The 25045-nt window shown below is 53.5% G+C and carries 18 protein-coding genes, 1 tRNA gene and 3 rRNA genes; 16 read left to right on the forward strand and 6 right to left on the reverse strand.

The window, feature by feature from the left end; translation table 11 throughout:
• Nucleotide 1: 1 nt before the first annotated feature.
• From rbsA to rbsR, 5 genes are all read left to right on the forward strand, one after another.
• A complete protein-coding gene (gene rbsA, locus KTJ90_RS00330; protein WP_003849481.1) occupies nucleotides 2-1510 on the forward strand; it encodes a ribose ABC transporter ATP-binding protein RbsA in 1509 nt (502 codons plus the stop codon).
• Nucleotides 1507-2478, forward strand: a complete 972-nt coding sequence (rbsC, locus tag KTJ90_RS00335; RefSeq protein ID WP_003849479.1) for a ribose ABC transporter permease — start codon at nucleotides 1507-1509, stop codon at nucleotides 2476-2478. The genes rbsA and rbsC overlap by 4 nt, the downstream gene beginning before the upstream one ends.
• Before the next feature lie 25 nt (nucleotides 2479-2503).
• The gene (gene rbsB / locus KTJ90_RS00340) at nucleotides 2504-3379 is read left to right on the forward strand and encodes a ribose ABC transporter substrate-binding protein RbsB (RefSeq protein ID WP_003849477.1); all 876 of its coding nucleotides are present in this window, start codon (nucleotides 2504-2506) and stop codon (nucleotides 3377-3379) included.
• A 62-nt stretch (nucleotides 3380-3441) separates the two neighbouring features.
• On the forward strand, nucleotides 3442-4371 hold the full coding sequence (gene rbsK, locus KTJ90_RS00345) for a ribokinase (RefSeq protein WP_136197167.1): 930 nt from the start codon (nucleotides 3442-3444) through the stop codon (nucleotides 4369-4371).
• A 13-nt stretch (nucleotides 4372-4384) separates the two neighbouring features.
• Complete coding sequence (gene rbsR, locus KTJ90_RS00350; protein WP_090966667.1) at nucleotides 4385-5368, forward strand: ribose operon transcriptional repressor RbsR; 984 nt, start codon at nucleotides 4385-4387, stop codon at nucleotides 5366-5368.
• Here rbsR and mdtD read toward each other — a convergent pair.
• Nucleotides 5365-6765, reverse strand: a complete 1401-nt coding sequence (gene mdtD / locus KTJ90_RS00355) for an MFS transporter (RefSeq protein ID WP_499025762.1) — start codon at nucleotides 6763-6765, stop codon at nucleotides 5365-5367. The two genes, rbsR and mdtD, sit on opposite strands and share 4 nt — an antisense overlap.
• 534 nt (nucleotides 6766-7299) lie before the next feature.
• Between mdtD and KTJ90_RS00360 the strand changes: the two genes are divergently transcribed.
• From KTJ90_RS00360 to rrf, 4 genes are all read left to right on the forward strand, one after another.
• Nucleotides 7300-8840: ribosomal RNA gene (locus KTJ90_RS00360) — 16S ribosomal RNA — on the forward strand.
• 88 nt (nucleotides 8841-8928) lie between these two features.
• Nucleotides 8929-9003 (forward strand) — tRNA-Glu (locus KTJ90_RS00365).
• 230 nt (nucleotides 9004-9233) lie between these two features.
• Nucleotides 9234-12141 (forward strand): 23S ribosomal RNA (locus KTJ90_RS00370).
• A gap of 94 nt (nucleotides 12142-12235) precedes the next feature.
• A 5S ribosomal RNA gene (gene rrf, locus KTJ90_RS00375) occupies nucleotides 12236-12351 on the forward strand.
• The 16S, 23S and 5S rRNA genes sit together here with 1 tRNA gene alongside, the layout of an rRNA operon.
• A gap of 85 nt (nucleotides 12352-12436) precedes the next feature.
• On the opposite strand, the gene mobB is transcribed toward rrf, so the two are convergent.
• Both mobB and mobA read right to left on the reverse strand, forming a co-directional pair.
• Nucleotides 12437-12943, reverse strand: coding sequence for a molybdopterin-guanine dinucleotide biosynthesis protein MobB (gene mobB, locus KTJ90_RS00380; RefSeq protein ID WP_008926976.1), 507 nt, complete (start codon nucleotides 12941-12943; stop codon nucleotides 12437-12439).
• 1 nt (nucleotide 12944) lies between these two features.
• Nucleotides 12945-13511: a molybdenum cofactor guanylyltransferase MobA gene (gene mobA, locus KTJ90_RS00385; RefSeq protein ID WP_375151067.1), complete on the reverse strand. Its 567-nt coding sequence runs from the start codon at nucleotides 13509-13511 to the stop codon at nucleotides 12945-12947.
• Nucleotides 13512-13558: 47 nt separating this feature from the next.
• On the opposite strand from mobA, the gene KTJ90_RS00390 reads away from it, so the two are divergent.
• From KTJ90_RS00390 to spfP, 5 genes are all read left to right on the forward strand, one after another.
• Nucleotides 13559-13834 carry a YihD family protein gene (locus KTJ90_RS00390; protein ID WP_003850728.1) on the forward strand — a complete coding sequence of 92 codons (276 nt, stop codon included), beginning with the start codon at nucleotides 13559-13561 and terminating at the stop codon, nucleotides 13832-13834.
• Nucleotides 13835-13879: 45 nt separating this feature from the next.
• A complete protein-coding gene (locus KTJ90_RS00395; RefSeq protein ID WP_499026424.1) occupies nucleotides 13880-14866 on the forward strand; it encodes a stress response kinase A in 987 nt (328 codons plus the stop codon).
• Between the two features lie 26 nt (nucleotides 14867-14892).
• Nucleotides 14893-15522 carry a thiol:disulfide interchange protein DsbA gene (gene dsbA, locus KTJ90_RS00400; protein ID WP_003850731.1) on the forward strand — a complete coding sequence of 210 codons (630 nt, stop codon included), beginning with the start codon at nucleotides 14893-14895 and terminating at the stop codon, nucleotides 15520-15522.
• Between the two features lie 377 nt (nucleotides 15523-15899).
• Nucleotides 15900-18686: a DNA polymerase I gene (gene polA / locus KTJ90_RS00405; RefSeq protein WP_499025765.1), complete on the forward strand. Its 2787-nt coding sequence runs from the start codon at nucleotides 15900-15902 to the stop codon at nucleotides 18684-18686.
• Between the two features lie 284 nt (nucleotides 18687-18970).
• Entirely contained in the window at nucleotides 18971-19018 is a 48-nt protein-coding gene (gene spfP / locus KTJ90_RS00410; protein ID WP_071892919.1) for a small protein SpfP, read from the forward strand.
• A gap of 85 nt (nucleotides 19019-19103) precedes the next feature.
• On the opposite strand, the gene yihA is transcribed toward spfP, so the two are convergent.
• The gene (gene yihA / locus KTJ90_RS00415; RefSeq protein WP_039660548.1) at nucleotides 19104-19739 is read right to left on the reverse strand and encodes a ribosome biogenesis GTP-binding protein YihA/YsxC; all 636 of its coding nucleotides are present in this window, start codon (nucleotides 19737-19739) and stop codon (nucleotides 19104-19106) included.
• Between the two features lie 551 nt (nucleotides 19740-20290).
• Between yihA and yihI the strand changes: the two genes are divergently transcribed.
• Complete coding sequence (yihI, locus tag KTJ90_RS00420; RefSeq protein WP_039660549.1) at nucleotides 20291-20815, forward strand: Der GTPase-activating protein YihI; 525 nt, start codon at nucleotides 20291-20293, stop codon at nucleotides 20813-20815.
• A gap of 233 nt (nucleotides 20816-21048) precedes the next feature.
• Nucleotides 21049-22422 carry an oxygen-independent coproporphyrinogen III oxidase gene (hemN, locus tag KTJ90_RS00425; RefSeq protein ID WP_499025768.1) on the forward strand — a complete coding sequence of 458 codons (1374 nt, stop codon included), beginning with the start codon at nucleotides 21049-21051 and terminating at the stop codon, nucleotides 22420-22422.
• Between the two features lie 41 nt (nucleotides 22423-22463).
• On the opposite strand, the gene glnG is transcribed toward hemN, so the two are convergent.
• Nucleotides 22464-23873: a nitrogen regulation protein NR(I) gene (gene glnG / locus KTJ90_RS00430; protein ID WP_008926972.1), complete on the reverse strand. Its 1410-nt coding sequence runs from the start codon at nucleotides 23871-23873 to the stop codon at nucleotides 22464-22466.
• A 7-nt stretch (nucleotides 23874-23880) separates the two neighbouring features.
• Nucleotides 23881-24930, reverse strand: coding sequence for a nitrogen regulation protein NR(II) (glnL, locus tag KTJ90_RS00435; protein ID WP_008926971.1), 1050 nt, complete (start codon nucleotides 24928-24930; stop codon nucleotides 23881-23883).
• Nucleotides 24931-25045: the final 115 nt, after the last annotated feature.

Genomic DNA, 25045 nt, shown 5'->3' on the forward strand with positions numbered 1-25045 from the left:
TATGCAACCTTTACTGCAACTCGACGGCATTGAAAAATCCTTTCCGGGTGTGAAAGCCCTCAAGGGTGCATCGCTGAATGTTCGGGCAGGACGCGTGATGGCGCTGGTGGGCGAGAATGGCGCAGGCAAGTCCACCATGATGAAAGTGCTGACCGGGATCTATCAATATGATGCCGGTACGCTGCGCTGGCTCGGCAAAGAGACCCGTTTCAGTGGACCGAAAGCGTCTCAGGAAGCGGGCATTGGCATCATCCATCAGGAACTGAACCTGATCCCTCAGTTAACCGTGGCGGAGAATATCTTTCTCGGTCGCGAATATGTAGGTCGTTTTGGCCGTATTCAGTGGCCGCGTATGTATGCCGAAGCGGATGCGCTGCTTAAACGTCTTAATCTGCGCTTCAACAGCCACAAGCTGGTCGGGGATCTGTCGATTGGCGATCAGCAAATGGTCGAAATCGCCAAAGTCCTGAGCTTCGAATCACAGGTCATCATTATGGATGAACCGACCGATGCGCTGACCGATACCGAGACGCTGTCTCTATTCCGCGTGATCAACGAACTGAAAGCGCAGGGCTGCGGCATCGTCTATATCTCGCATCGCATGAAAGAGATCTTTGAGATCTGCGATGACGTCACGGTGTTCCGCGACGGCCAGTTTATTGCTGAACGTCCGGTCAGCGAGCTGACCGAAGAGAGCCTCATCGAGATGATGGTCGGACGTAAGCTGGAAGATCAATATCCTCATATCGATCAGGCGCCAGGCGATGTGCGACTGAAAGTGGAGAACGTGAGCGGACCAGGTGTAGAGAACGTCAGCTTCAGCCTGCGCAAAGGTGAAATCCTCGGCGTTTCTGGCCTGATGGGTGCGGGGCGTACCGAACTGATGAAGGTGCTGTACGGCGCATTGCCGCGTCGCGAAGGCAATCTGTGGCTCAATGGCCGGGAAGTCGTGACGCGTTCTCCGCAGGATGGACTGGCGAATGGCATCGTCTATATCTCCGAAGATCGTAAGCGTGATGGCCTGGTGTTGGGCATGTCAGTAAAAGAGAACATGTCTCTGACGGCCTTGCGCTATTTCAGTCACGGCAGCGGCACGCTGAAACATGCAGCAGAGCAGCTGGCGGTGGGCGATTTTATCCGTCTGTTCAATGTTAAAACGCCGTCTATGGAGCAGCCGATTGGCCTGCTTTCGGGCGGCAACCAGCAGAAAGTGGCGATTGCCCGCGGTCTGATGACCCGGCCCAACGTGCTGATTCTGGATGAACCGACACGCGGTGTGGATGTCGGTGCGAAGAAAGAGATCTACCAACTGATTAACCAGTTTAAAGCCGAAGGGCTGAGCATCATCCTGGTCTCCTCGGAAATGCCGGAAGTGCTGGGCATGAGCGATCGGATTCTGGTGATGCATGAAGGCCGTATCAGCGGCGAATTTACCCGAGAAGAGGCCACTCAGGAAAGCCTGATGGCAGCCGCCGTAGGCAAGCAACACAGCGAGGATTTAGTGGTATGACGACCCAAACTTTACCGGCCAGCCGTCGCTGGTTTAGCAAAAGCTGGCTGCTGGAACAGAAGTCACTGATTGCGCTGATGGTGCTGATCGCCGTGGTGGCCAGCCAGAGTCCGAACTTCTTTACCGTGGCGAACCTGTTCAACATTCTGCAGCAGACCTCGGTTAACGCCATTATGGCCGTCGGGATGACGCTGGTGATCCTGACCTCAGGCATTGACCTCTCTGTGGGTTCTTTGCTGGCCCTGACGGGCGCAGTGGGTGCATCGCTGGTGGGCATGGAAGTCAATGCGCTGGTCGCGGTGGCGGCTTCGCTGGCACTGGGCGCGGCAATCGGTGGCCTGACCGGCACCATTGTGGCACGCGGCAAGGTACAGGCCTTTATCGCCACGCTGGTCATGATGTTATTGCTGCGCGGTGTGACCATGGTCTACACCGACGGCAGCCCGATTAACACCGGCTTCAGTGCCAATGCCGATCTGCTGGGCTGGTTTGGTATTGGTCGCCCACTGGGTATCCCTGCGCCGGTCTGGCTGATGGCGCTGGTCTTTATTGCCGCATGGTACATGCTGCAACACACCCGCCTGGGCCGCTATATCTATGCACTGGGTGGTAATGAAGCGGCAACGCGTCTCTCTGGCATCAATGTGAATCGCGTCAAAATTATCGTCTATTCACTGAGTGGCATGCTGGCTGCGCTGGCGGGCACCATTGAAGTTGCGCGCCTCTCTTCAGCACAGCCGACAGCGGGCACCGGCTATGAACTGGATGCAATTGCTGCGGTCGTGCTGGGCGGAACCAGCCTGGCCGGCGGTAAAGGCCGTATTTTCGGCACCCTGATTGGCGCGCTGATTCTCGGCTTCCTGAACAACGGCCTGAACCTGATGGGCGTCTCTTCCTACTACCAGATGATCGTTAAAGCGGTAGTCATCCTGCTGGCGGTGCTGGTGGATAATAAAAGCAGTAAATAACTCTGACCTTACACAGGATAACAAGATGAAAAAGTTAACCGCACTGGCCATGATCCTCGGCGCAACGCTCAGTACCAGCGCTATGGCAAAAGATACCATCGCGCTGGTGGTCTCAACCCTGAACAACCCGTTCTTTGTTTCGCTGAAAGAGGGTGCACAGAAAGAAGCCGATAAACTGGGCTACAACCTGGTGGTGCTGGATTCACAGAATAACCCGGCGAAAGAGCTGGCGAACGTGCAGGATCTGACCGTTCGCGGCACGAAGCTGCTGCTGATCAACCCGACCGACTCTGATGCCGTGGGTAACGCCGTGAAGATGGCTAACCAGGCGAAGATTCCGGTTATCACCCTGGATCGTGTTGCAGCTCAGGGCACCGTTGTCAGCCATGTCGCTTCTGACAACCGCTTCGGCGGCAAAATGGCCGGTGACTTTATCGCCAAAAAAGTGGGCGAAAACGCCAAAATTATCGAACTGCAGGGCATTGCCGGCACATCTGCTGCCCGTGAACGTGGCGAAGGCTTCAAACAGGCCGCTGATGCGCATAAATTCCAGATCCTTGCCAGCCAGCCTGCTGACTTTGACCGTACTAAAGGTCTGAACGTAATGCAGAACCTGCTGCAGGCACACCCGGATGTTCAGGCGGTATTCGCGCAGAACGACGAAATGGCACTGGGTGCACTGCGTGCACTGCAGACCGCCGGAAAAACGGGTGTGATCGTGGTGGGTTTTGACGGCACGGCTGATGGCGTTAAAGCCGTAGAAGCTGGCAAACTGTCTGCGACTGTGGCACAGATGCCAGAAAAAATTGGCATGATCGGCGTGGATACCGCTGATAAAGTGCTGAAGGGTGAAAAAGTGCAGGCGGTCAATCCGGTCGACCTGAAGCTGGTCACTCAATAACTCAAAGAAAAGCAGGGCACCGCGCCACCCTCCCGGTGGCGCACTTATTCCGGACTCCCCTAATGAGCAAAAACGCAAAACTGGCCGTTCTTGGCAGCATCAACGCTGACCACATCCTTAATCTGGCGCACTTTCCTCGTCCCGGTGAAACGGTGATCGGGCAGAATTATCAGATTGCGTTTGGCGGTAAAGGTGCAAATCAGGCGGTAGCCGCTGGTCGTGCCGGTGCCGATATCGCATTTATCGCCTGTGTGGGCGCTGACGACATTGGCGAACGTATTCGTGAGCAGCTCACACAGGACAATATTGATACCTCGCCGGTCGAGGTTGTCGGGGGTGAGTCGACCGGTGTGGCGATGATTTTCGTCAACGGTGACGGTGAAAACAACATCGGCATCTACTCCGGTGCAAACGCGGCGTTAACTCCCGATTGCGTAACGCGTCATCAGCAGGTTATCGCCGATGCCGATGCACTATTAATGCAGCTGGAATCGCCGCTGGAAAGCGTGCTGGCCGCCGCGACCTTCGCCCGACAGCATCAGACGCAGGTTATTCTCAATCCGGCACCCGCTACCCGTCTCTCAGATGAGCTGCTGGCGCTGATCGACATTATTACGCCGAATGAGACCGAAGCCGAGAGTCTGACCGGCATTGCGGTCAACAACGATGAAGATGCGGCTCGCGCTGCGGAAGTGCTGCATGCCAAAGGCATCGGCACGGTACTGATTACGCTCGGTCGCCGCGGTGTCTGGCTGAGCGAGCAGGGTGAAGGTCAGCGCATCGCGGGCTTCAGCGTTAAAGCTATCGACACTATCGCGGCGGGTGACACCTTTAACGGTGCCTTTATTACCGCGCGACTGGAGCAGAAGCCAATGTACGACGCGGTGCGATTTGCCCATGCCGCCGCCGCTATTGCCGTTACCCGCTCGGGTGCGCAGCCCTCCGTGCCGTGGCGCGCGGAGATCGATGATTTTTTGCAGCAGCAGGGCTAAGCACTTGAGCACCATGAAAGATGTCGCTCGCCTGGCGGGCGTCTCTACCTCCACTGTCTCGCACGTGATCAATAACAATCGCTTTGTCAGTGAAGGCGTACGGGAAAAAGTTGAGCAGGCCATCCGCCACCTTAACTACGCCCCTTCTGCGCTGGCGCGCAGTCTGAAAATCAATCAGACGCACACCATCGGTATGCTGCTGACCACCAGTAGTAACCCCTTTTATGCCGAAGTGGTGCGGGGTGTGGAGGAGAGCTGCTATCAGCGTGGCTATAGCCTGATTCTCTGTAACACGGCGGGTGATGAGGAGCGGATGAATCGCAGCCTGGAGACGCTGATGCAGAAGCGCGTCGATGGTTTGCTGATCATGTGCACTGAAAGTCACCTGCCCTCGGCAGATATTCTGAACCGTTATCCTTCTATACCTACGGTGATGATGGACTGGGCGCCCTTTGAAGGCCGCGGTGACATTATTCAGGATAACGCGCTGCTGGGCGGAGAGCTGGCGACGCAGCACCTTATCGACAGCGGTTACACTCGCATCGCCTGTATCGCCGGTCCGCAGGATAAAACCCCGGCACGTATGCGCCTGGAAGGTTATCGCAACGCCATGACAAAGAGTGGCCTGGAGATTCTGCCCGGCTATGTGGTGAATGGTGACTTTGAATTTCAGGGAGGCTATAACGGGATGGTCGAGTTGCTGGCGCTGGAAACGCCGCCGGAAGCCGTATTCACCAGTAACGATGCGATGGCGGTCGGCGTTTATCACGCTCTCTATCAGGCCGGTATGCGGGTTCCGCAACAGATGGCGGTCATGGGATATGACGATATCGAACTGGCGCGTTATCTCACTCCGCCACTCAGTACCATCCATCAGCCTAAAGATGCGCTGGGTGAACTGGCGATAGACACCTTAATTCATCGTCTCAGCGATCCCGACGCCAGCCAGCAAACGCTGGTGCTGACGCCGGAACTGGTGGTGCGGGGTTCAGTTTAGCGCTTCTTCTTCTTGTCGCGATTACTGATCAGATTACGGCCATCCCCGTTTTTCAGCAGCATAAAGGTCAGCGCCGAAAGCACGGTAACGACACCCATGGTCAGAAACGTGGCGTGGAACTGTGAAATGGTGCTGGTTTCAAACTCCTGATAGAAGCGCAGCACCGCAGCGCTGACGGCCACACCAAAGCTGATTGCTAACTGCTGTGTCACGGCCAGCACGCTGTTACCCCCGCTGGCGTTATCATCATCCAGGTCGGCCAGAGTAATGGTGTTCATGGCGGTGAACTGTGTAGACATCGCCATGCCGAGGATAAACAGCGGAAGCAACAGTACAAAGATGCTTTCGGCGGGTGACTGCAGAGAGAAGCTGGCGATCAGAATGCCAATAATGGCGGTAATGCCGACCAGCAGACGGCGATAGCCCAGCCAGCGCAGCAGTTGTGTCACCGTCGACTTCGCCAGTATCGAACCAAGGGCGGTTGGCGCCATCATGCAGCCTGCGATAATTGCGGAAAAGCCAAACCCAACCTGCAACATGAGCGGCATTAAAAAGGGCACACAGCCGGTGCCGAGACGCGAGGCAATGTTGCCGACGATGCCGACTGAGAATGTCCGGGTTTTAAACATCGGCAAATTGATCAGCGGTGAAGGGTGATTTCGGGCATGCACTATATAGAGGAGTAAAAGCACGATCCCGCTGAGTAATATCCCGCCGGCTAGCCAGGCAGAAACAATCCGCTCACCGAACAGCTCAATCCCAATCGAGATCATCACCAGTCCAGCCCCGAATAATATGAAGCCGAAAAAGTCGAAGCGGCGCTTAGGTGTGGTGAAGTCCGGCATATATTTGCGTGCGTAGATAATGCCGAGAATGCCAATCGGGATATTAATCAGGAAGATCCAGTGCCAGGTTGCGTAAGTGACGAGTACGCCACCCAGCATCGGGCCCAGTATCGGCCCGACTAAACCTGGCATGGTCACAAAGTTGAGTACCGGCAGCAGTTCACTGCGTGGATAGGCACGTAACAGTGCCAGTCGCGCGACCGGCATCATCATTGCGCCACCGACGCCCTGTACGATGCGCGATATGACCAGCACCGAAAGCGTCGGTGAGAGTGCACAAGCCAGTGAGCCAAGGGTGAACAGCGATACCGCCACAATAAACACTTTGCGCGTGCCGAAGCGATCGGCGAGCCAGCCGCTGACCGGAATCAGCATAGCGACAGTCAGGGTGTAACTGATGACGGCGGATTGCATGGCAAGGGGAGAACGGTCGAGGCTGGTGGCGATAGCGGGCAGGGCAGTGTTCAGTATGGTGGCGTCGAGTGACTGCATGAAAAAGGCCATAGCAGCTATCCATGGCAAACCAGCCATGCTGCGCGCGGATTTTATCATTGAGTGTCCTTCCTGGGGTTATCCTGCGAGAAGAAGCAAAATAATAGCACCCGCAATCGGCAACGGCAGGTCTCTTTACAACGTTTCGTTGCCACTTTTGTGCGTTATTCGGCCATGAAACGTCTCTTTTTAAGCCGTTCGTTTAAAAAAGAGGCGCTCAGTAAATTAATTCGAAGAAACACTTGTCAGCCTGAGGAAACTCCCTATAATGCGCCTCCATCGACACGGAACACCGGCAACGGGAAACGGGCTGAGAGGCACAGGAGACTGAGCCGCCGGAGAAAAACTTCTGAAATAGAGGTTGACTCTGCAGGAGGAAAGCGTAATATACGCCACCTCGCGACAGGACGCTAACGCACTGTTCGCACTGCTCTTTAACAATTTATCAGACAATCTGTGTGGGCACTCGCAGGATTGATATCAGCGTCTTAGGACGCAACAAAATATCAAAGCCTCACGAGTGAACACATAATGAAATTCATTATGACGTTTTACAGATGAGCACCGCTTAACTTGTTTAAGCAAATCAAACTTAAATTGAAGAGTTTGATCATGGCTCAGATTGAACGCTGGCGGCAGGCCTAACACATGCAAGTCGGACGGTAGCACAGAGAGCTTGCTCTTGGGTGACGAGTGGCGGACGGGTGAGTAATGTCTGGGGATCTGCCCGATAGAGGGGGATAACCACTGGAAACGGTGGCTAATACCGCATAACGTCGCAAGACCAAAGAGGGGGACCTTCGGGCCTCTCACTATCGGATGAACCCAGATGGGATTAGCTAGTAGGCGGGGTAATGGCCCACCTAGGCGACGATCCCTAGCTGGTCTGAGAGGATGACCAGCCACACTGGAACTGAGACACGGTCCAGACTCCTACGGGAGGCAGCAGTGGGGAATATTGCACAATGGGCGCAAGCCTGATGCAGCCATGCCGCGTGTATGAAGAAGGCCTTCGGGTTGTAAAGTACTTTCAGCGGGGAGGAAGGCGATGTGGTTAATAACCGCATCGATTGACGTTACCCGCAGAAGAAGCACCGGCTAACTCCGTGCCAGCAGCCGCGGTAATACGGAGGGTGCAAGCGTTAATCGGAATTACTGGGCGTAAAGCGCACGCAGGCGGTCTGTTAAGTCAGATGTGAAATCCCCGGGCTTAACCTGGGAACTGCATTTGAAACTGGCAGGCTTGAGTCTTGTAGAGGGGGGTAGAATTCCAGGTGTAGCGGTGAAATGCGTAGAGATCTGGAGGAATACCGGTGGCGAAGGCGGCCCCCTGGACAAAGACTGACGCTCAGGTGCGAAAGCGTGGGGAGCAAACAGGATTAGATACCCTGGTAGTCCACGCCGTAAACGATGTCGACTTGGAGGTTGTTCCCTTGAGGAGTGGCTTCCGGAGCTAACGCGTTAAGTCGACCGCCTGGGGAGTACGGCCGCAAGGTTAAAACTCAAATGAATTGACGGGGGCCCGCACAAGCGGTGGAGCATGTGGTTTAATTCGATGCAACGCGAAGAACCTTACCTACTCTTGACATCCAGAGAACTTTCCAGAGATGGATTGGTGCCTTCGGGAACTCTGAGACAGGTGCTGCATGGCTGTCGTCAGCTCGTGTTGTGAAATGTTGGGTTAAGTCCCGCAACGAGCGCAACCCTTATCCTTTGTTGCCAGCGCGTGATGGCGGGAACTCAAAGGAGACTGCCGGTGATAAACCGGAGGAAGGTGGGGATGACGTCAAGTCATCATGGCCCTTACGAGTAGGGCTACACACGTGCTACAATGGCGCATACAAAGAGAAGCGACCTCGCGAGAGCAAGCGGACCTCACAAAGTGCGTCGTAGTCCGGATCGGAGTCTGCAACTCGACTCCGTGAAGTCGGAATCGCTAGTAATCGTGGATCAGAATGCCACGGTGAATACGTTCCCGGGCCTTGTACACACCGCCCGTCACACCATGGGAGTGGGTTGCAAAAGAAGTAGGTAGCTTAACCTTCGGGAGGGCGCTTACCACTTTGTGATTCATGACTGGGGTGAAGTCGTAACAAGGTAACCGTAGGGGAACCTGCGGTTGGATCACCTCCTTACCTGAAGATACCTTCCCGCGCAGTGTCCACACAGATTGTCTGATAAAAAGTAATGAGCAGGACGGCTGCGAAGTCGTGACACTATCGTGTCCCCTTCGTCTAGCGGTTAGGACTCCGCCCTTTCACGGCGGCAACAGGGGTTCGAATCCCCTAGGGGACGCCACCTGCTTGGTGACAGGTGAAAGATGTCTCCATACAGTATCTCAAAACCGTTCTGGTTGCGTAAGCAGCCGTGGCGCGTTTGAGATATTTGCTCTTTAACAATCCGGAACAAGCTGAAAATTGAAACGACGTGTCGTTTTCATTCTCCGTAATAAGAATGAAAAGCGCGACACGTTCGAGTCTCTCAAATGCTTGCAGCTCGCAGCGTTGTAAAACGCCTGTGGGTTGTGAGGTTAAGCGACTAAGCGTACACGGTGGATGCCCAGGCAGTCAGAGGCGATGAAGGACGTGCTAATCTGCGTAAAGCGACGGTAAGGTGATATGAACCGCTACAGCCGTCGATGTCCGAATGGGGAAACCCGGTGCACTCTGTGCATCATTGCAGCATGAATACATAGTGCTGCAAGGCGAACCGGGGGAACTGAAACATCTAAGTACCCCGAGGAAAAGAAATCAACCGAGATTCCCCCAGTAGCGGCGAGCGAACGGGGAGCAGCCCAGAGCCTGAATCAGCATGTGTGTTAGTGGAAGCGTCTGGAAAGTCGCAGGGTACAGGGTGATACTCCCGTACACAAAAGCGCATATGCTGTGAGCTCGATGAGTAAGGCGGGACACGTGGTATCCTGTCTGAATATGGGGGGACCATCCTCCAAGGCTAAATACTCCTGACTGACCGATAGTGAACCAGTACCGTGAGGGAAAGGCGAAAAGAACCCCGGCGAGGGGAGTGAAACAGAACCTGAAACCGTGTACGTACAAGCAGTGGGAGCCTTCTTTATGGGGGTGACTGCGTACCTTTTGTATAATGGGTCAGCGACTTATATTCTGTAGCAAGGTTAACCGTATAGGGGAGCCGCAGGGAAACCGAGTCTTAACTGGGCGTTAAGTTGCAGGGTATAGACCCGAAACCCGGTGATCTAGCCATGGGCAGGTTGAAGGTTGGGTAACACTAACTGGAGGACCGAACCGACTAATGTTGAAAAATTAGCGGATGACCTGTGGCTGGGGGTGAAAGGCCAATCAAACCGGGAGATAGCTGGTTCTCCCCGAAAGCTATTTAGGTAGCGCCTCGTGAACTCATCTCCGGGGGTAGAGCACTGTTTCGGCTAGGGGGCCATCCCGGCTTACCAACCCGATGCAAACTGCGAATACCGGAGAATGTTATCACGGGAGACACACGGCGGGTGCTAACGTCCGTCGTGAAGAGGGAAACAACCCAGACCGCCAGCTAAGGTCCCAAAGTCATGGTTAAGTGGGAAACGATGTGGGAAGGCACAGACAGCCAGGATGTTGGCTTAGAAGCAGCCATCATTTAAAGAAAGCGTAATAGCTCACTGGTCGAGTCGGCCTGCGCGGAAGATGTAACGGGGCTAAACCATGCACCGAAGCTGCGGCAGCGACACTATGTGTTGTTGGGTAGGGGAGCGTTCTGTAAGCCGTCGAAGGTGTGCTGTGAGGCATGCTGGAGGTATCAGAAGTGCGAATGCTGACATAAGTAACGATAAAGCGGGTGAAAAGCCCGCTCGCCGGAAGACCAAGGGTTCCTGTTCAACGTTAATCGGAGCAGGGTGAGTCGACCCCTAAGGCGAGGCCGAAAGGCGTAGTCGATGGGAAACAGGTTAATATTCCTGTACTCGGTGTTACTGCGAAGGGGGGACGGAGAAGGCTATATCAGCCGGGCGACGGTTGTCCCGGTTTAAGCGTGTAGGCGGAGGGTCCAGGTAAATCCGGTCCCTTATCAACGCTGAGGCGTGACGACGAGGCACTACGGTGCTGAAGTGATAAATGCCCAGCTTCCAGGAAAAGCCTCTAAGCATCAGGTAACACAGAATCGTACCCCAAACCGACACAGGTGGTCAGGTAGAGAATACCAAGGCGCTTGAGAGAACTCGGGTGAAGGAACTAGGCAAAATGGTGCCGTAACTTCGGGAGAAGGCACGCTGGCGCGTAGGTGGAGGGACTTGCTCCCCGAGCCGAAGCCAGTCGAAGATACCAGCTGGCTGCAACTGTTTATTAAAAACACAGCACTGTGCAAACACGAAAGTGGACGTATACGGTGTGACGCCTGCCCGGTGCCGGAAGGTTAATTGATGGGGTTATCCGTAAGGAGAAGCTCTTGATCGAAGCCCCGGTAAACGGCGGCCGTAACTATAACGGTCCTAAGGTAGCGAAATTCCTTGTCGGGTAAGTTCCGACCTGCACGAATGGCGTAATGATGGCCAGGCTGTCTCCACCCGAGACTCAGTGAAATTGAACTCGCTGTGAAGATGCAGTGTACCCGCGGCAAGACGGAAAGACCCCGTGAACCTTTACTACAGCTTGACACTGAACATTGAGCCTTGATGTGTAGGATAGGTGGGAGGCTTTGAAGCGCGGACGCCAGTTCGCGTGGAGCCAACCTTGAAATACCACCCTTTAATGTTTGATGTTCTAACGTAGGCCCGTGATCCGGGCTGCGGACAGTGTCTGGTGGGTAGTTTGACTGGGGCGGTCTCCTCCTAAAGAGTAACGGAGGAGCACGAAGGTCAGCTAATCACGGTCGGACATCGTGAGGTTAGTGCAATGGCATAAGCTGGCTTGACTGCGAGAGTGACGGCTCGAGCAGGTGCGAAAGCAGGTCATAGTGATCCGGTGGTTCTGAATGGAAGGGCCATCGCTCAACGGATAAAAGGTACTCCGGGGATAACAGGCTGATACCGCCCAAGAGTTCATATCGACGGCGGTGTTTGGCACCTCGATGTCGGCTCATCACATCCTGGGGCTGAAGTAGGTCCCAAGGGTACGGCTGTTCGCCGTTTAAAGTGGTACGCGAGCTGGGTTTAGAACGTCGTGAGACAGTTCGGTCCCTATCTGCCGTGGGCGCTGGAGAATTGAGGGGGGTTGCTCCTAGTACGAGAGGACCGGAGTGAACGCACCACTGGTGTTCGGGTTGTCATGCCAATGGCATTGCCCGGTAGCTAAGTGCGGAAAAGATAAGTGCTGAAAGCATCTAAGCACGAAACTTGCCCCGAGATGAGTTCTCCCTGACTCCTTGAGAGTCCTGAAGGGACGTTGAAGACTACGACGTTGATAGGCCGGGTGTGTAAGCGCAGCGATGCGTTGAGCTAACCGGTACTAATGACCCGTGAGGCTTAACCTTACAACGCCAGAGGCGTTTTTGAGAGACACGATTTTCAGCTTGTTACCGGATATATCTGCGCGGCCTTCACGGGCGGCGCGGAGAACAGAATCTGCCTGGCGGCTTTAGCGCGGTGGTCCCACCTGACCCCATGCCGAACTCAGAAGTGAAACGCCGTAGCGCCGATGGTAGTGTGGGGTCTCCCCATGCGAGAGTAGGGAACTGCCAGGCATTATATAAGTGAAGAAGCCCCGCACGAGAGTGCGGGGCTTTTTTACGTCTGCAGATCGTGAAAAACACGCTGAATTTACCGGCTTCAGCACTTTCCCATCCAATCCACAATGAAATCTGCAACGCTATTTGGGCAATTTATATCCAGAACCGGCACGTGCAGGGCCAGTTTCTGGTCGCTGGCGACAGCGATCACATGCTCATCAAGCAGTTCATCAATTCCGCCCTTGATCCCTGCACGCCATAAAATAATTTTAGGTACGGATTCCTCTTTAAAGCCCTCAACCAGCACGATCTCCAGCGCAGAGTGATCCATACGGCTGAGCAGATAAGGCAGATCAATCGACGGCTTTTCCGGTGTTTCACACATCAATGCCCATCTCTCCGAACTGGCCACCATCACCTGATGGGCACCCGCTTTTCTGAGCAGGTAGCTGTCTTTACCTGGCGTGTCCACATCCATCTGATGATGTGTGTGCTTAATCAGCCCGGCACGAATCCCTTTACTGCTGAGAATGGGTATCACCTGCTGTAACAGCGTCGTTTTACCGGTTCCACTCCAGCCCGCAATCGCAAGCAAGGGTAAGGACATATCAACCTCTCTCATTGAGATCGTCAGGCGTATTAATATTGCGAAAAGCAGACTCATCGTCAGCCAGCAGTACTGCATGACCACCGTGATCGCGCAGGAAGTGCATAAGACGTCGTTCACCAGCCTGCAGATAGGCATAAAGAGGTGCAGCCATATCACGATGAATCAGAGCCAGTGTGGGGTGATCGCGCGACTGTGAGCGAACCCAGACGGCTGGCGCGTCTCCACGTTGCTCAACCAGTTTTTCCACGACGTTAAGCGGCACTGCAGGTGTATCACAGGAGCAAAAAGCGGCCCATTCACCGTCAATGGCGATCAACGCACTGTAGATACCGGCCAGTGGACCCGGATAATCATCAAAAACATCCTGAACAACCCGACACCCGCTTAACTGATAGCGATCAATATTGCGATTGGCATTAATCATGACAATGTCCACTTGTGGCCTGAGCCGTTCAAGCACATGCTGATAAAGTGGCCTGCCATTCAGGTGCACTAATCCTTTGTCCTGACCACCCATGCGGCGGCCCTGACCACCGGCCAGAATGACGCCGGTTAATATTGTCATGAGAGTGTCCTCGCTAATGACGCACTGTGAATACGGGAGAATCCTGAATGAAATGCCATCGTTTAAACGAGCTGATCGCGTTGCTGCAACCCGCCTGGCAAAAAGAACCTGACCTTAATCTGGTCACATTTTTGCAGAAACTGGCTCAGGAATCTGGATTCCGTGGCCCGTTAAGTGAATTAACCGACGATGTATTAATTTACCATCTTAAAATGCGTGACTCTGCCAGCGATGATGAAATTCCCGGCCTTAAAAAAGACTATGAAGTTGATTTCAAAACAGCACTGCTCCGCGCACGGGGTGTCATTAAACAGGACGAGTAGTGTTATCCTTGGCAGTTAAATGTAAGGGTGACTACAGGTAACATGATGAGCGACGCTGCTTTTAACTTCCAGACCTTGAATCCCGATGTGCTGCTTGATGCGCTTTGGGAGACAGGAATTCGCGTCGAGTCGGGTCTGACAGCCCTGAACAGCTATGAGAACCGGGTTTATCAGTTCAGCGATGATGAAAAACGACGCTATGTAGCGAAGTTTTATCGTCCACAGCGCTGGCGTGCCGAACAGATTGCTGAAGAGCATCAGTATGCACTCGATCTGCTGGCTGACGAGGTACCCATCGCAGCACCACTGCGGTTAAAGGGTGAAACACTGCACAGCCACGCTGGCTTCTTCTTTGCCGTCTTTCCCAGCCTGGGCGGACGACAATATGAGACAGACAATGAAGACCAGATGGAATGGGTAGGCCGCTTCCTGGGGCGCATTCATCAGACCGGGCGCAAAACATTATTCAGCAATCGACCGACCATAGGCCTGGATGAATATCTGCATGAACCCCGTCAGGTTCTGGAACAATCACTCTTAGTGCCTGCATCACTTAAGGCCGCACTGCTGCAGGCGCTTGATAAGCTGGGCAATACGCTGCAGCAACGGTGGCACACTACGTGGCAGCCGCTACGATTACATGGCGACTGCCATCCGGGTAATATTCTGTGGCGTGACGGACCGCTGTTTGTCGATCTGGATGATGCCCGTAATGGCCCGGCAGTACAGGATCTGTGGATGCTGATTAGCGGCGATCGACAGGAACAACGTATTCAGTGGGATATTCTGCTGGAGGCTTACAGTGAATTCAGTGATTTTGATATTAATGAATTGTCACTGATTGAGCCTTTACGCGCTATGCGCATGGTTTATTATCTGGCCTGGGTTGTCCGACGCTGGCAGGATCCCGCTTTTCCTCGCGCTTTCCCCTGGATGACAGATGAAGATTTCTGGCGCAGGCAAATTTCACTCTTTACCGAGCAGGAGAAGCTGTTGCAGGAACCTCCTCTGCAGCTGACACCGCAATATTAATGACGTAGTCAGGAGAATTTTTCACGATGAAAAAAATTTGGTTTGCTCTGATGGGTTTAGTGCTGGCATTCAGCGCGTCCGCTGCCCAGTTCACTGAAGGTAAACAATATGTCAGTCTGCCGAAACCCGTGGCCGGCGAACCTCAGGTGATGGAGTTCTTCTCCTTCTTCTGCCCGCACTGCTATCAGTTTGAACGTATTTATCACGTCAATGACGCGGTGAAAAAGAATCTGCCTGCTGACACTAAACTGGTGAAATACCACGTCGATTTCCTTGGTGGCGATCTGGGACCGGTTGTGACCCAGGCCTGGGCTGTGGCGATGGCGCTGGGCGTTGAAGATAAGGTGACAGTACCGATCTTTGATGGCATCCAGAAAACACAGACCATCACCGATCCTGCCAGTCTGAAAGAGACGTTTGTCAAAGCGGCCGGTATCTCCGCTGCTGACTATGATGCTGCATGGAACAGCTTCGCCGTAAAAGCGCTGGTTGCACAACAGCAGAAAGCGGCTGCGGATGTTGATCTGCGCGGTGTACCAGCGATGTTCGTTAATGGCAAATATATGGTGAACAACGGCGGCCTTGATACCAGCTCTATGGACAATTTCGTTGCTGACTACGCGAACGTGGTTAAATTCCTTGTAAGCCAGAAGTAACAGGCTTTGTCATCTCATTCAACGCCAGCTCAGCTGGCGTTTTTTTATGCTATTGAACAGAGACATAAATTTTGTCCATCTCCAGAGCATAAATTTAATATCCACACAAGGGATCACGTAATTAAAATTGCCGATCGGGTCACGGAAATTAAATAAGTCTATGAAATAGATGGTTTTTATTTGAGGTTTAATCATTTAAGATCCTGAAAAACAGCGCGTTATAATTTTTACGCACAAAGTTATCCACAGAATGATCGTTGCGATCTTATCTCCAGAACCGTCAAAAACGCGACATATCCTACGCCTTAGTTCACCCTTTCTGCCAGGTTGTGGCATCCTTATAGACCAACCCATAGCAACGAAGACAACACAGACTTATGGCGCAAATAGCAGAAAATCCCCTCATTCTGGTTGATGGCTCATCCTATCTTTATCGCGCGTATCACGCGTTTCCGCCGCTGACCAATAGTGCAGGTGAACCCACTGGTGCCATGTACGGTGTGCTCAACATGCTGAAAAGCCTGCTGGCGCAATACAATCCGAGTCATGTTGCTGTGGTGTTTGATGCCAAAGGCAAAACGTTCCGGGACGAGCTGTTTGAACACTACAAGTCTCATCGTCCACCGATGCCTGATGACTTACGTGCGCAAATCGAGCCGTTGCATGAGATGGTACGGGCGATGGGGCTGCCGTTACTGGCGGTGAGCGGCGTTGAAGCTGATGATGTCATCGGTACGCTGGCGCTGGAAGCAGAGAAAAAAGGCCTCTCAGTGCTGATTAGCACCGGCGACAAAGATATGGCGCAACTGGTCACCCCAGCTATCACGCTGATAAATACCATGAGCAACACCATTCTGGGCCCCGAAGAGGTTGAGCAAAAATATGGTGTGCCGCCCGCCTTAATCATCGATTTTCTGGCTATGATGGGCGACAGCTCAGATAACATCCCAGGCGTGCCGGGTGTGGGTGAAAAAACCGCGCAGGCTCTGGTGCAGGGACTGGGCAGCATGCAGACGATCTATGACAATCTGGACAAGGTGGCCGATCTCGGCTTTCGGGGTGCCAAAACCATGGCGACCAAACTTGAGCAGAATCGTGATGTAGCGTTTCTTTCCTATCAGCTGGCGACCATCAAGACGGACGTTGAGCTGGCGCTGCCCTGTGAAGAGCTCAACGTTACTGAACCTGATGTCGAGGCACTGCAGACCCTGTTCAGTCGCTATGAGTTCAAACGCTGGCTGAGTGACCTGCAGGACGGTAAATGGCTGCAGGGCAAGAAGAACAATACTCAGGCGCAAAAAGCGTTGGCTGATGAGCCAGCTGTGGTCGTTGAAACCAGCAGCGTATTGCCGAGCGAAGGTTATGTCACAATCCTGGATCAGGAACACTTTGATAGCTGGCTGGAGAAGCTGAAAAACAGCGAAGTGTTTGCCTTTGATCTGGAGACCGACGCGCTGGATACCCTGAGCGCTAACATCGTGGGTATCAGCTTCGCAGTAGCGCCCGGTAAAGCCGCCTATCTGCCGGTTGCTCATGACTATCTTGATGCGCCTGATCAACTGGATCGTGCAGCCGTTCTGGCACAGCTCAAGCCTCTGCTTGAGGATGAAAACGCCTGGAAAGTGGGCCAGAACCTGAAATACGATCGTGGCGTACTGAAGAACTACGATATTGAACTGGCCGGTATCAAATTCGACACCATGCTTGAGTCCTATATTCTCAACAGCGTGGTGGGTAAACATGACATGGATAGCCTGGCCGCTCGCTGGCTTAACCATAAAACGGTCACCTTCCAGGAGATCGCCGGTAAAGGCAAAAATCAGCTGACGTTCAATCAAATCGCGTTAGAGCAGGCCGCTCATTATGCTGCCGAAGATGCCGATGTGACTCTGCAGTTGCATCTGAAGATGTGGCCAGAGCTGGAGAAAGAAGCGGGCCCGAAAAAAGTGTTCGAACAGATTGAGATGCCGTTACTGACCGTCATCTCCCGGATAGAACGCAATGGCGTGCTAATCGATCAATCGATCCTGGCGCAACACTCCAAAGAGCTGACTGCCCGACTGGCTGAGCTTGAGTTGAAAGCGCATGAGCTGGCGGGAGAGCCTTTTAACCTCTCATCCACCAAACAGCTTCAGGTGATCCTGTTTGAAAAACAGGGCATTAAACCTACAAAGAAAACACCAGGCGGTGCGCCGTCAACCAGCGAAGAGGTGTTAGCTGAGCTGGCACTCGACTATCCACTTCCAAAAGTGATCCTGGAGCATCGCGGTTTATCCAAACTTAAGTCGACTTATACGGATAAATTACCGCTGATGATTAATCCGATAAGCGGGCGCGTGCATACCTCTTATCATCAGGCTGTTACCGCTACCGGACGCTTATCTTCTGCCGATCCGAATCTGCAAAACATCCCGGTGCGTAATGACGAAGGACGCCGGATCCGCCAGGCATTTGTCGCGGCCAAAGGCCATCGCATTGTGGCGGCAGACTATTCACAAATTGAACTGCGTATCATGGCGCATCTCTCTCAGGATAAAGGATTGCTGGACGCGTTTGCCCAGGGCGAAGATATTCACCGTGCCACGGCATCCGAAGTGTTTGGTGTGGCGCTGGATAAGGTCAGCGGCGAACAGCGTCGCAGTGCCAAAGCGATCAACTTTGGTCTGATTTATGGTATGAGCGCCTTTGGCCTGTCGCGTCAGCTGAATATCGGTGCGGGCGAAGCGAAAAAGTATATGGATCTCTACTTTGAACGTTATCCGGGCGTACTGCGCTATATGGAGAACACCCGTCAGCTGGCGGCGAGTAACGGCTATGTTGAAACGCTGGAAGGTCGTCGGCTGTGGCTGCCAGATATTAAATCCAGCAACGCCATTCGCCGGAAAGCCGCAGAACGCGCCGCGATCAATGCGCCAATGCAGGGAACCGCAGCGGATATTATCAAGCGGGCAATGATTGCGGTGGATGAATGGCTTGAACAGCAAAACGACAATGCCGTCAGAATGATCATGCAGGTTCACGATGAACTGGTATTCGAAGTGAAAGCGGAGGCCGTTGAAGAGGCCAGCCAGAAAATCCGTGCGCTAATGGAAGGTAGCGTGCAGCTCGACGTGCCTTTACTGGTTGAAGTCGGAGTGGGTAATAACTGGGATGAAGCCCACTGATTCAGCGTCTGAGGCCGGTTCCGTAAAATGGAATTGGCCTGTCATCAGGCATAAGTAAATCGTTTAGTTAACGGGCTCAGCGCGGTCAATGCTGGTACTGAGATAAAGCGTTTTTCTAACTGCTTATCGGCTAAACACTTTTTCCGTCATTTAACTACATTGCAACGTTGTTTTTGTGACGCACGTGGTAAAAAAAGCCTTGTTTGATGTAAGTAAGCAACAAAAAAGCCTTTGTCACGCACAGAAAATCAGGTAAAGTTCGTCGCGTAGGGTACAGAGGTAAGATGTTCTATCTTTCAGACCTTTTACTTCACGTAATCGGATTTGGCTGAATTTAGCCGCCCCAGTCATTCTGTGACTGGGGCGTTTTTTATTGGGCTTTTTGCACCGCCGGTTTCAGCGGCACAGGGCTGCCACTCACTCTTCCGCGTCCTGATCCACCTCTGCCGGTTCAAACGTTGTGAACCAGCTGTCCAGTTTCTGACGAACCTTATCTACGCCGATTTTCTTAAGCGATGAGAAAAGTTCTACCTGCACATCACCCACAAATTCGAGTGCAGCTTCACGCACAACATTAAGCTGTGCTTTACGCGCACCTGAGGCGAGCTTGTCTGCCTTGGTGAGGAGCAACAGCACCGGAATGCCGCTTTCAACGGACCAGTTAATCATCTGTCGATCGAGATCTTTCAGCGGATGACGGATATCCATCAGGATCACCAGGCCTTTCAGCGCCTGACGTTTTTGCAGGTATTCACCTAACGCACGCTGCCACTTCAGCTTCATCTCTTCCGGGACTTCGGCATAACCGTAACCGGGCAGGTCGACCAGACGCTTACCTTCTTTCACTTCAAACAGGTTAATCAGCTGCGTACGTCCCGGCGTTTTACTGGTACGCGCCAGACCCTTCTGATTGGTTAACGTATTCAGCGCACTCGATTTTCCCGCGTTCGAGCGGCCAGCAAAAGCCACTTCAATTCCGGTATCGGCAGGCAGATGGCGGATATCCGGCGCGCTCATGACAAAGTGGGTAACGTGATAATTCAATTCAGACAAGGTGACACTCCAGAAAACGCATTAAGGCAATGCGGCCGATTATACGCGTTATGGCGCGAAAGTGCTCAACCGCGTCTGATTAGTCAGATTTGTAAGAGATTTGCCATTACCACTGCGAGTTATTTCGCTTTTTACTTTAATTACTAAAAATAAAAAATCTTATTATTTAATATCTTATCTAGAATGGTTCTTTTTTTGAACTAACTATTTGTGGCGCTGACTTGAGGCTTTTACCAGATGGTCTACATTATTGTGCAGTGCACGGCAGCACCCATCAGGATGATGCGCTCAGGGATACCAGGAGGGTAGAGAGCGATGGAGTGGAAATGAGTCAGGGATACGCTCAGACAGGGATAAGGAAAAGCTCAGGAGCTGAGCAGGCGCGGGATTGACCGGGATGTTACGAGCCGAAAAGGATTTAAAACATGATTCCTTCTTATGAAGGTATGAAATAAGGCGACAGCTTGAGCTGTCGCCTTTTTTCTTTGTCTGGTTTCTGCTAGATTTCGCCGCAATTGTATACTGAATAAAAAAAGCCGGGACCGAATACTATGAAGCAACCTGCACGAGCTGTTCACGGCAAACCTGCCGCCAAAGCCAAACGCAAATCGCGTGATGATATCAACAACGAAGCACGCGATCGCAAACGTGATAAAAAGCATCGTGGACATGCTTCTGGCAGCCGTGCTAATCCAGCGGCGTCCGAAAGCAATGGCGGGAGTCAGGCTAATAACGTGAAAGATCCGCGCATCGGCAGTAAAAAGCCGGTGGCCCTGATCGCTGACGGAAAAACCGCAGCCGTTAAGCCAAAGAAAAGCGTGGAAAAACCTGCAGCTGAGAAAAAAGCACGCCTGACGCCAGAAGAAGAGCTGGCAAAGCTGGAAAATGATGAGCGTCTTGATGCGCTGCTGGATCGACTGGAAAATGGCGAAACCCTGTCGGCTGAAGATCAGGGCTGGCTGGATGCCTCGCTGGACCGTATCGACGAACTGATGGAGCAGTTAGGCATTGTGATGGATGATGCTGAAGATGAGCAGGCTGAAGAAGATATGTACCGTCTGCTGAAGGGCAACTAAGCAAATTTGATCGGCATGCGGTCTCCGCATGTCGCGCTTATCAGGTAAACGACAATGTTTTGGCCTGGATCAATTTTCGCGCTGCTGGCGACATGTTATCTGCTGTGGTTATTGTTTAAACTACGACGCCTGTCGCGGCTGAAGCAACGTTTACGTCGGGTCTCAACCCGCTCACCTTTCATCTCCTCTTCTTCGCGACCTTCTCTCAGACGCCGTCACCGGAAGGAGTGAGCATGCCATCGCAGCAGATTGAGTGGGATCAGGCGTTAATTGAAAAGTACAATTACGCTGGCCCGCGTTATACCTCTTATCCCACCGCGCTGGAGTTCAGCGAGCAGTACGCGGAAACTGATTTCCAGCGTGCCGTCGCGCGTTATCCTGATCGTCCGCTGTCGCTCTATGTTCATATTCCCTTCTGCCATCGTCTCTGCTACTTCTGCGGCTGCAATAAGATCGTGACGCGTCAGCGCCACAAAGCGGACCGCTATCTGGACGTGCTTGAGCAGGAAATCATTCAGCGCGCGCCGCTGTTTCGCGAGCGTAAAGTCACGCAGCTTCACTGGGGCGGCGGCACGCCAACCTTTTTCGACAATACGCAGATTTCACGGCTGGTGGGTTTACTGAAGCAGCACTTCAGCGTGGCTGAGGACGCCGAAATGTCGATCGAGGTTGATCCGCGGGAAATTGAGCTGGATGTGATTGATCACCTGCGATCGCTGGGATTCAATCGTCTGAGCATGGGCGTACAGGATTTTAATAAATCGGTGCAGGAACGGGTTAATCGGGTGCAGGATGAAGAGGTGATTTTCGGCCTGATGGCGCGCGCCCGTGAGCAGGGCTTCAGCTCTGTCAGCATCGATCTGATCTATGGCTTACCCCTGCAAACGCCCGCCAGCTTTGCCTGGACGCTGGAGCGGGTACTGGCACTGAGCCCGGACCGGCTTAGTGTATTTAACTATGCGCATCTGCCAGCGATGTTCGCGGCTCAGCGTAAAATTAAAGAGGATGAACTGCCTTCCGCGCAGCAAAAGCTGGATATCCTGCAACAGACCATTGCGACGCTGACTCAGCAGGGCTACCAGTTTATCGGGATGGATCACTTTGCAAAGCCGCAGGATGAGCTGGCCATCGCGCAGCGTGAAGGGCAGTTGCATCGCAATTTCCAGGGATACACGACGCAGGGCGACAGTGACTTACTGGGGCTTGGCGTCTCAGCCATCAGCATGATTGGCGACAGTTATGCGCAGAATCAGAAAGACCTCAACACCTGGTATGCATGTGTGGAACAGCAGGGAAATGGCCTGTGGCGCGGCATCGCCTTAACCGACGATGATTGCCTGCGGCGTGACGTGATTAAAACGCTGATTTGTAACTTCTCGCTGGATTTTGCCGCGACTGAAGCGCGATGGGGCATTCGCTTTAGCGACTATTTTGCTGAGGACATGGCGCTGCTGAAACCGTTAATTGCTGACGGGCTGGTGGTACAAACTGCTAAAGGGCTTGAGGTGACCGGCATTGGCCGGTTACTGATCCGCAATATCTGCATGTGCTTTGATCGCTATCTGCGTCAGAAAGTGCGTCAGCAGCAATTCTCCCGCGTTATCTGACGAAACGGGCTGGCATGACATGCCAGCCCGCACCGAAACGCTTATTCCATGCCAAGCTCTTTCAGCTTGCGTGTCAGCGTGTTTCGTCCCCAGCCCAGCAAACGAGCGGCTTCCTGTTTGTGGCCTTGCGTATGACGTAGCGCAGTGGTGAGCAGCGTTCGCTCCATCTCCGGTTGTGCTTCCGACAGCAGATTCTGATGACCGGAACGCAGTGCGCGGTCGGCCCACTGTGCCAGCAGCGTAGCCCAGCTGTCAGGCAGCGACTGAACCGGATTTTCCGGGGTGCTGGACTCAAACAGTTCGCTGGGCAGATCCTGAATCAGCACTTCCTGACCCGCAGCCATGACCGTCAGCCAGCGACAGGTGTTTTCCAGCTGACGTACGTTACCGGACCAGTGCAGCCGGGTTAAGGCTGTTTCGGTTTCCGGGTGCAGAATCTTCGCTTCCACACCCAGCTCACGAGCTGCCACCTGCAGGAAATAACGCGCCAGACGTGGGATATCCTCACGACGCTCACGCAGCGGCGGCAGATGCACACGAATCACATTCAGGCGGTGGAACAGGTCCTCACGGAACTTGCCTTCCTGCACACGCAATTCCAGGTTCTGGTGGGTTGCCGCAATAATACGCACATCCACTTTGACGGGTGCATAACCACCGACGCGATAGAACTGACCATCGGCCAGCACGCGCAGCAGTCGGGTCTGCACATCCAGCGGCATATCACCGATCTCATCCAGAAACAGCGTGCCGCCATCCGCCTGCTCAAAACGGCCCTGACGGATCTGGTTCGCGCCGGTAAAGGCCCCTTTCTCGTGACCAAACAGCTCTGACTCAATCAAATCTTTGGGTATTGCAGCCATGTTCAGTGCGATAAAGGGCGCTTTGGTGCGTGGGCTGTGGCGATGTAGCGCATGGGCCACCAGCTCTTTACCGGTTCCGGACTCACCGTTAATCAGCACGCTTATCGAAGAGCGCGATAAGCGCCCGATGATACGAAACACATCCTGCATCGCAGGCGCTTCACCAATAATATCGGTAGTTGGTCCGCTGACCGGCTGATTACGTGGCTGCTGCTGTTCCTGATAGTGGCTGATCGCTCGCTCTACCAGTGCAACGGCTTCGTCAATATCAAACGGCTTAGGCAGGTAATCAAATGCGCCCTGCTGATAGGCGCTGACGGCAGCATCCAGATCCGAATGCGCCGTCATTATGATGACCGGAAGCATGGGATGACGCTGTTTAATCTGCTTCAGTAGCGCCAGGCCATCCATACCGGGCATGCGAATGTCTGACAGTAAAACGTCCGGGGTCTTGGTTGAGAGGGCATCCAGCACCTCGCTTGCGCTGTCAAAAGTCGCGCAGCTCAAACCGGCTCCAGTGAGCGCGCGTTCAAGCACCCAGCGGATGGAGCTATCGTCATCGACGATCCAGACTATCCCTCGTTGCATAGAAACCTCACTGGCGAATAGGCAGGTAAACCGAAAATTCGGTGTGTCCCGGCCAACTGTTAAATTCTATTTTTCCTGAATGTTGATCAATCAGGCTACGGGCGATGGAGAGGCCTAAACCGGTTCCGCCTTCACGTCCGCTGACCATCGGATAAAACAGCGTATCCTGCAGCTGGGCCGGAATGCCGGGGCCATCATCTTCAATATCAATACGTGCTACCAGGCGATAACGCGTGCCGTGCAGCGTGAGCTGGAAAGCGGTGCGGGTGCGGATAATGATGGTGCCGCCATCGTCTCCCAGCGCCTGAAGCGCATTGCGCACCACGTTAAGCAGTACCTGTTCAATCTGATCGGGGTCGTGCGGCAGTTCCGGCAGGCTGGGGTCATAATCCCGTACCAGCGAGACATTCTCCGGCAGCTCCATCGAGACCAGATTAACTACGCGTTCAGCCACCTGATGAATGCTCTGCGTGATGTGCATACCCGGCTGCTGCGGCCCTAACAGACGATCCACCAGATTCCGCAACCGGTCGGCCTGTTCAATAATGACTTTGGTGTATTCGTTCAGCGAGGGATCGGGCAGGGCGCGGGATAAAAGCTGTGCCGCGCCGCGCAACCCTCCCAGCGGATTTTTAATCTCATGAGCCAGACCACGAACCAGATCGCGAGCGGCCACCTGCTGAGCGTGCTGTAACTGCTCCTGACTGAGCCGACGCTGATTATCCATCGGCGCCATTTCCATCAGAATTAAGCCATCGGGTAATCGCTGGGCGGTCAGCGACATAATGTGTGCACGACCATCAACGACCAGCGTAACCTCACTGTCAGTGAATCCCTGGCCAGCCTCAAGACTCTCGCGCATCACCTCAATATTCAGCGAAAAGTAGCCGGTCAATTCCGGTAACGGCGTGCCGAACAGCTTGCGTGAGCTTTGCGCCAGTAATTGCTGCGCCGCCGGGTTGGCGTAATGGATAACCAGATCGTTATCCACCAACAAAATACTGTTGATTAAAGCATTGAGAATCTGCCCTGCATCGGGCAGAGAGCCAGTTGCCATAAAACGTACCTCTGCACCAATCAGGTGCATTTTAGTCTTAAAGCCGTAAGGAGGGCGAATGAACGGTAAATTCGCGGAGAAAAAAGCCCATCCGAAGATGGGCTAAAAGTTTCCA

The sequence above is a fragment of the Pantoea jilinensis genome (genome assembly GCF_019104105.1).
Taxonomy (GTDB): Bacteria; Pseudomonadota; Gammaproteobacteria; order Enterobacterales; family Enterobacteriaceae; genus Pantoea; species Pantoea eucalypti.

Coding starts and splice junctions, on each gene's coding strand:
- glnG (WP_008926972.1), bottom strand. CDS start 23,873: ATGCAACGAGGGATAGTCTGGATCGTCGATGACGATAGCTCCATCCGC.
- polA (WP_499025765.1), top strand. CDS start 15,900: ATGGCGCAAATAGCAGAAAATCCCCTCATTCTGGTTGATGGCTCATCC.
- KTJ90_RS00395 (WP_499026424.1), top strand. CDS start 13,880: ATGAGCGACGCTGCTTTTAACTTCCAGACCTTGAATCCCGATGTGCTG.
- rbsC (WP_003849479.1), top strand. CDS start 1,507: ATGACGACCCAAACTTTACCGGCCAGCCGTCGCTGGTTTAGCAAAAGC.
- dsbA (WP_003850731.1), top strand. CDS start 14,893: ATGAAAAAAATTTGGTTTGCTCTGATGGGTTTAGTGCTGGCATTCAGC.
- yihI (WP_039660549.1), top strand. CDS start 20,291: ATGAAGCAACCTGCACGAGCTGTTCACGGCAAACCTGCCGCCAAAGCC.
- hemN (WP_499025768.1), top strand. CDS start 21,049: ATGCCATCGCAGCAGATTGAGTGGGATCAGGCGTTAATTGAAAAGTAC.
- KTJ90_RS00390 (WP_003850728.1), top strand. CDS start 13,559: ATGAAATGCCATCGTTTAAACGAGCTGATCGCGTTGCTGCAACCCGCC.
- mdtD (WP_499025762.1), bottom strand. CDS start 6,765: ATGATAAAATCCGCGCGCAGCATGGCTGGTTTGCCATGGATAGCTGCT.
- rbsB (WP_003849477.1), top strand. CDS start 2,504: ATGAAAAAGTTAACCGCACTGGCCATGATCCTCGGCGCAACGCTCAGT.
- mobB (WP_008926976.1), bottom strand. CDS start 12,943: ATGTCCTTACCCTTGCTTGCGATTGCGGGCTGGAGTGGAACCGGTAAA.
- mobA (WP_375151067.1), bottom strand. CDS start 13,511: ATGACAATATTAACCGGCGTCATTCTGGCCGGTGGTCAGGGCCGCCGC.
- glnL (WP_008926971.1), bottom strand. CDS start 24,930: ATGGCAACTGGCTCTCTGCCCGATGCAGGGCAGATTCTCAATGCTTTA.
- rbsR (WP_090966667.1), top strand. CDS start 4,385: ATGAAAGATGTCGCTCGCCTGGCGGGCGTCTCTACCTCCACTGTCTCG.
- rbsK (WP_136197167.1), top strand. CDS start 3,442: ATGAGCAAAAACGCAAAACTGGCCGTTCTTGGCAGCATCAACGCTGAC.
- rbsA (WP_003849481.1), top strand. CDS start 2: ATGCAACCTTTACTGCAACTCGACGGCATTGAAAAATCCTTTCCGGGT.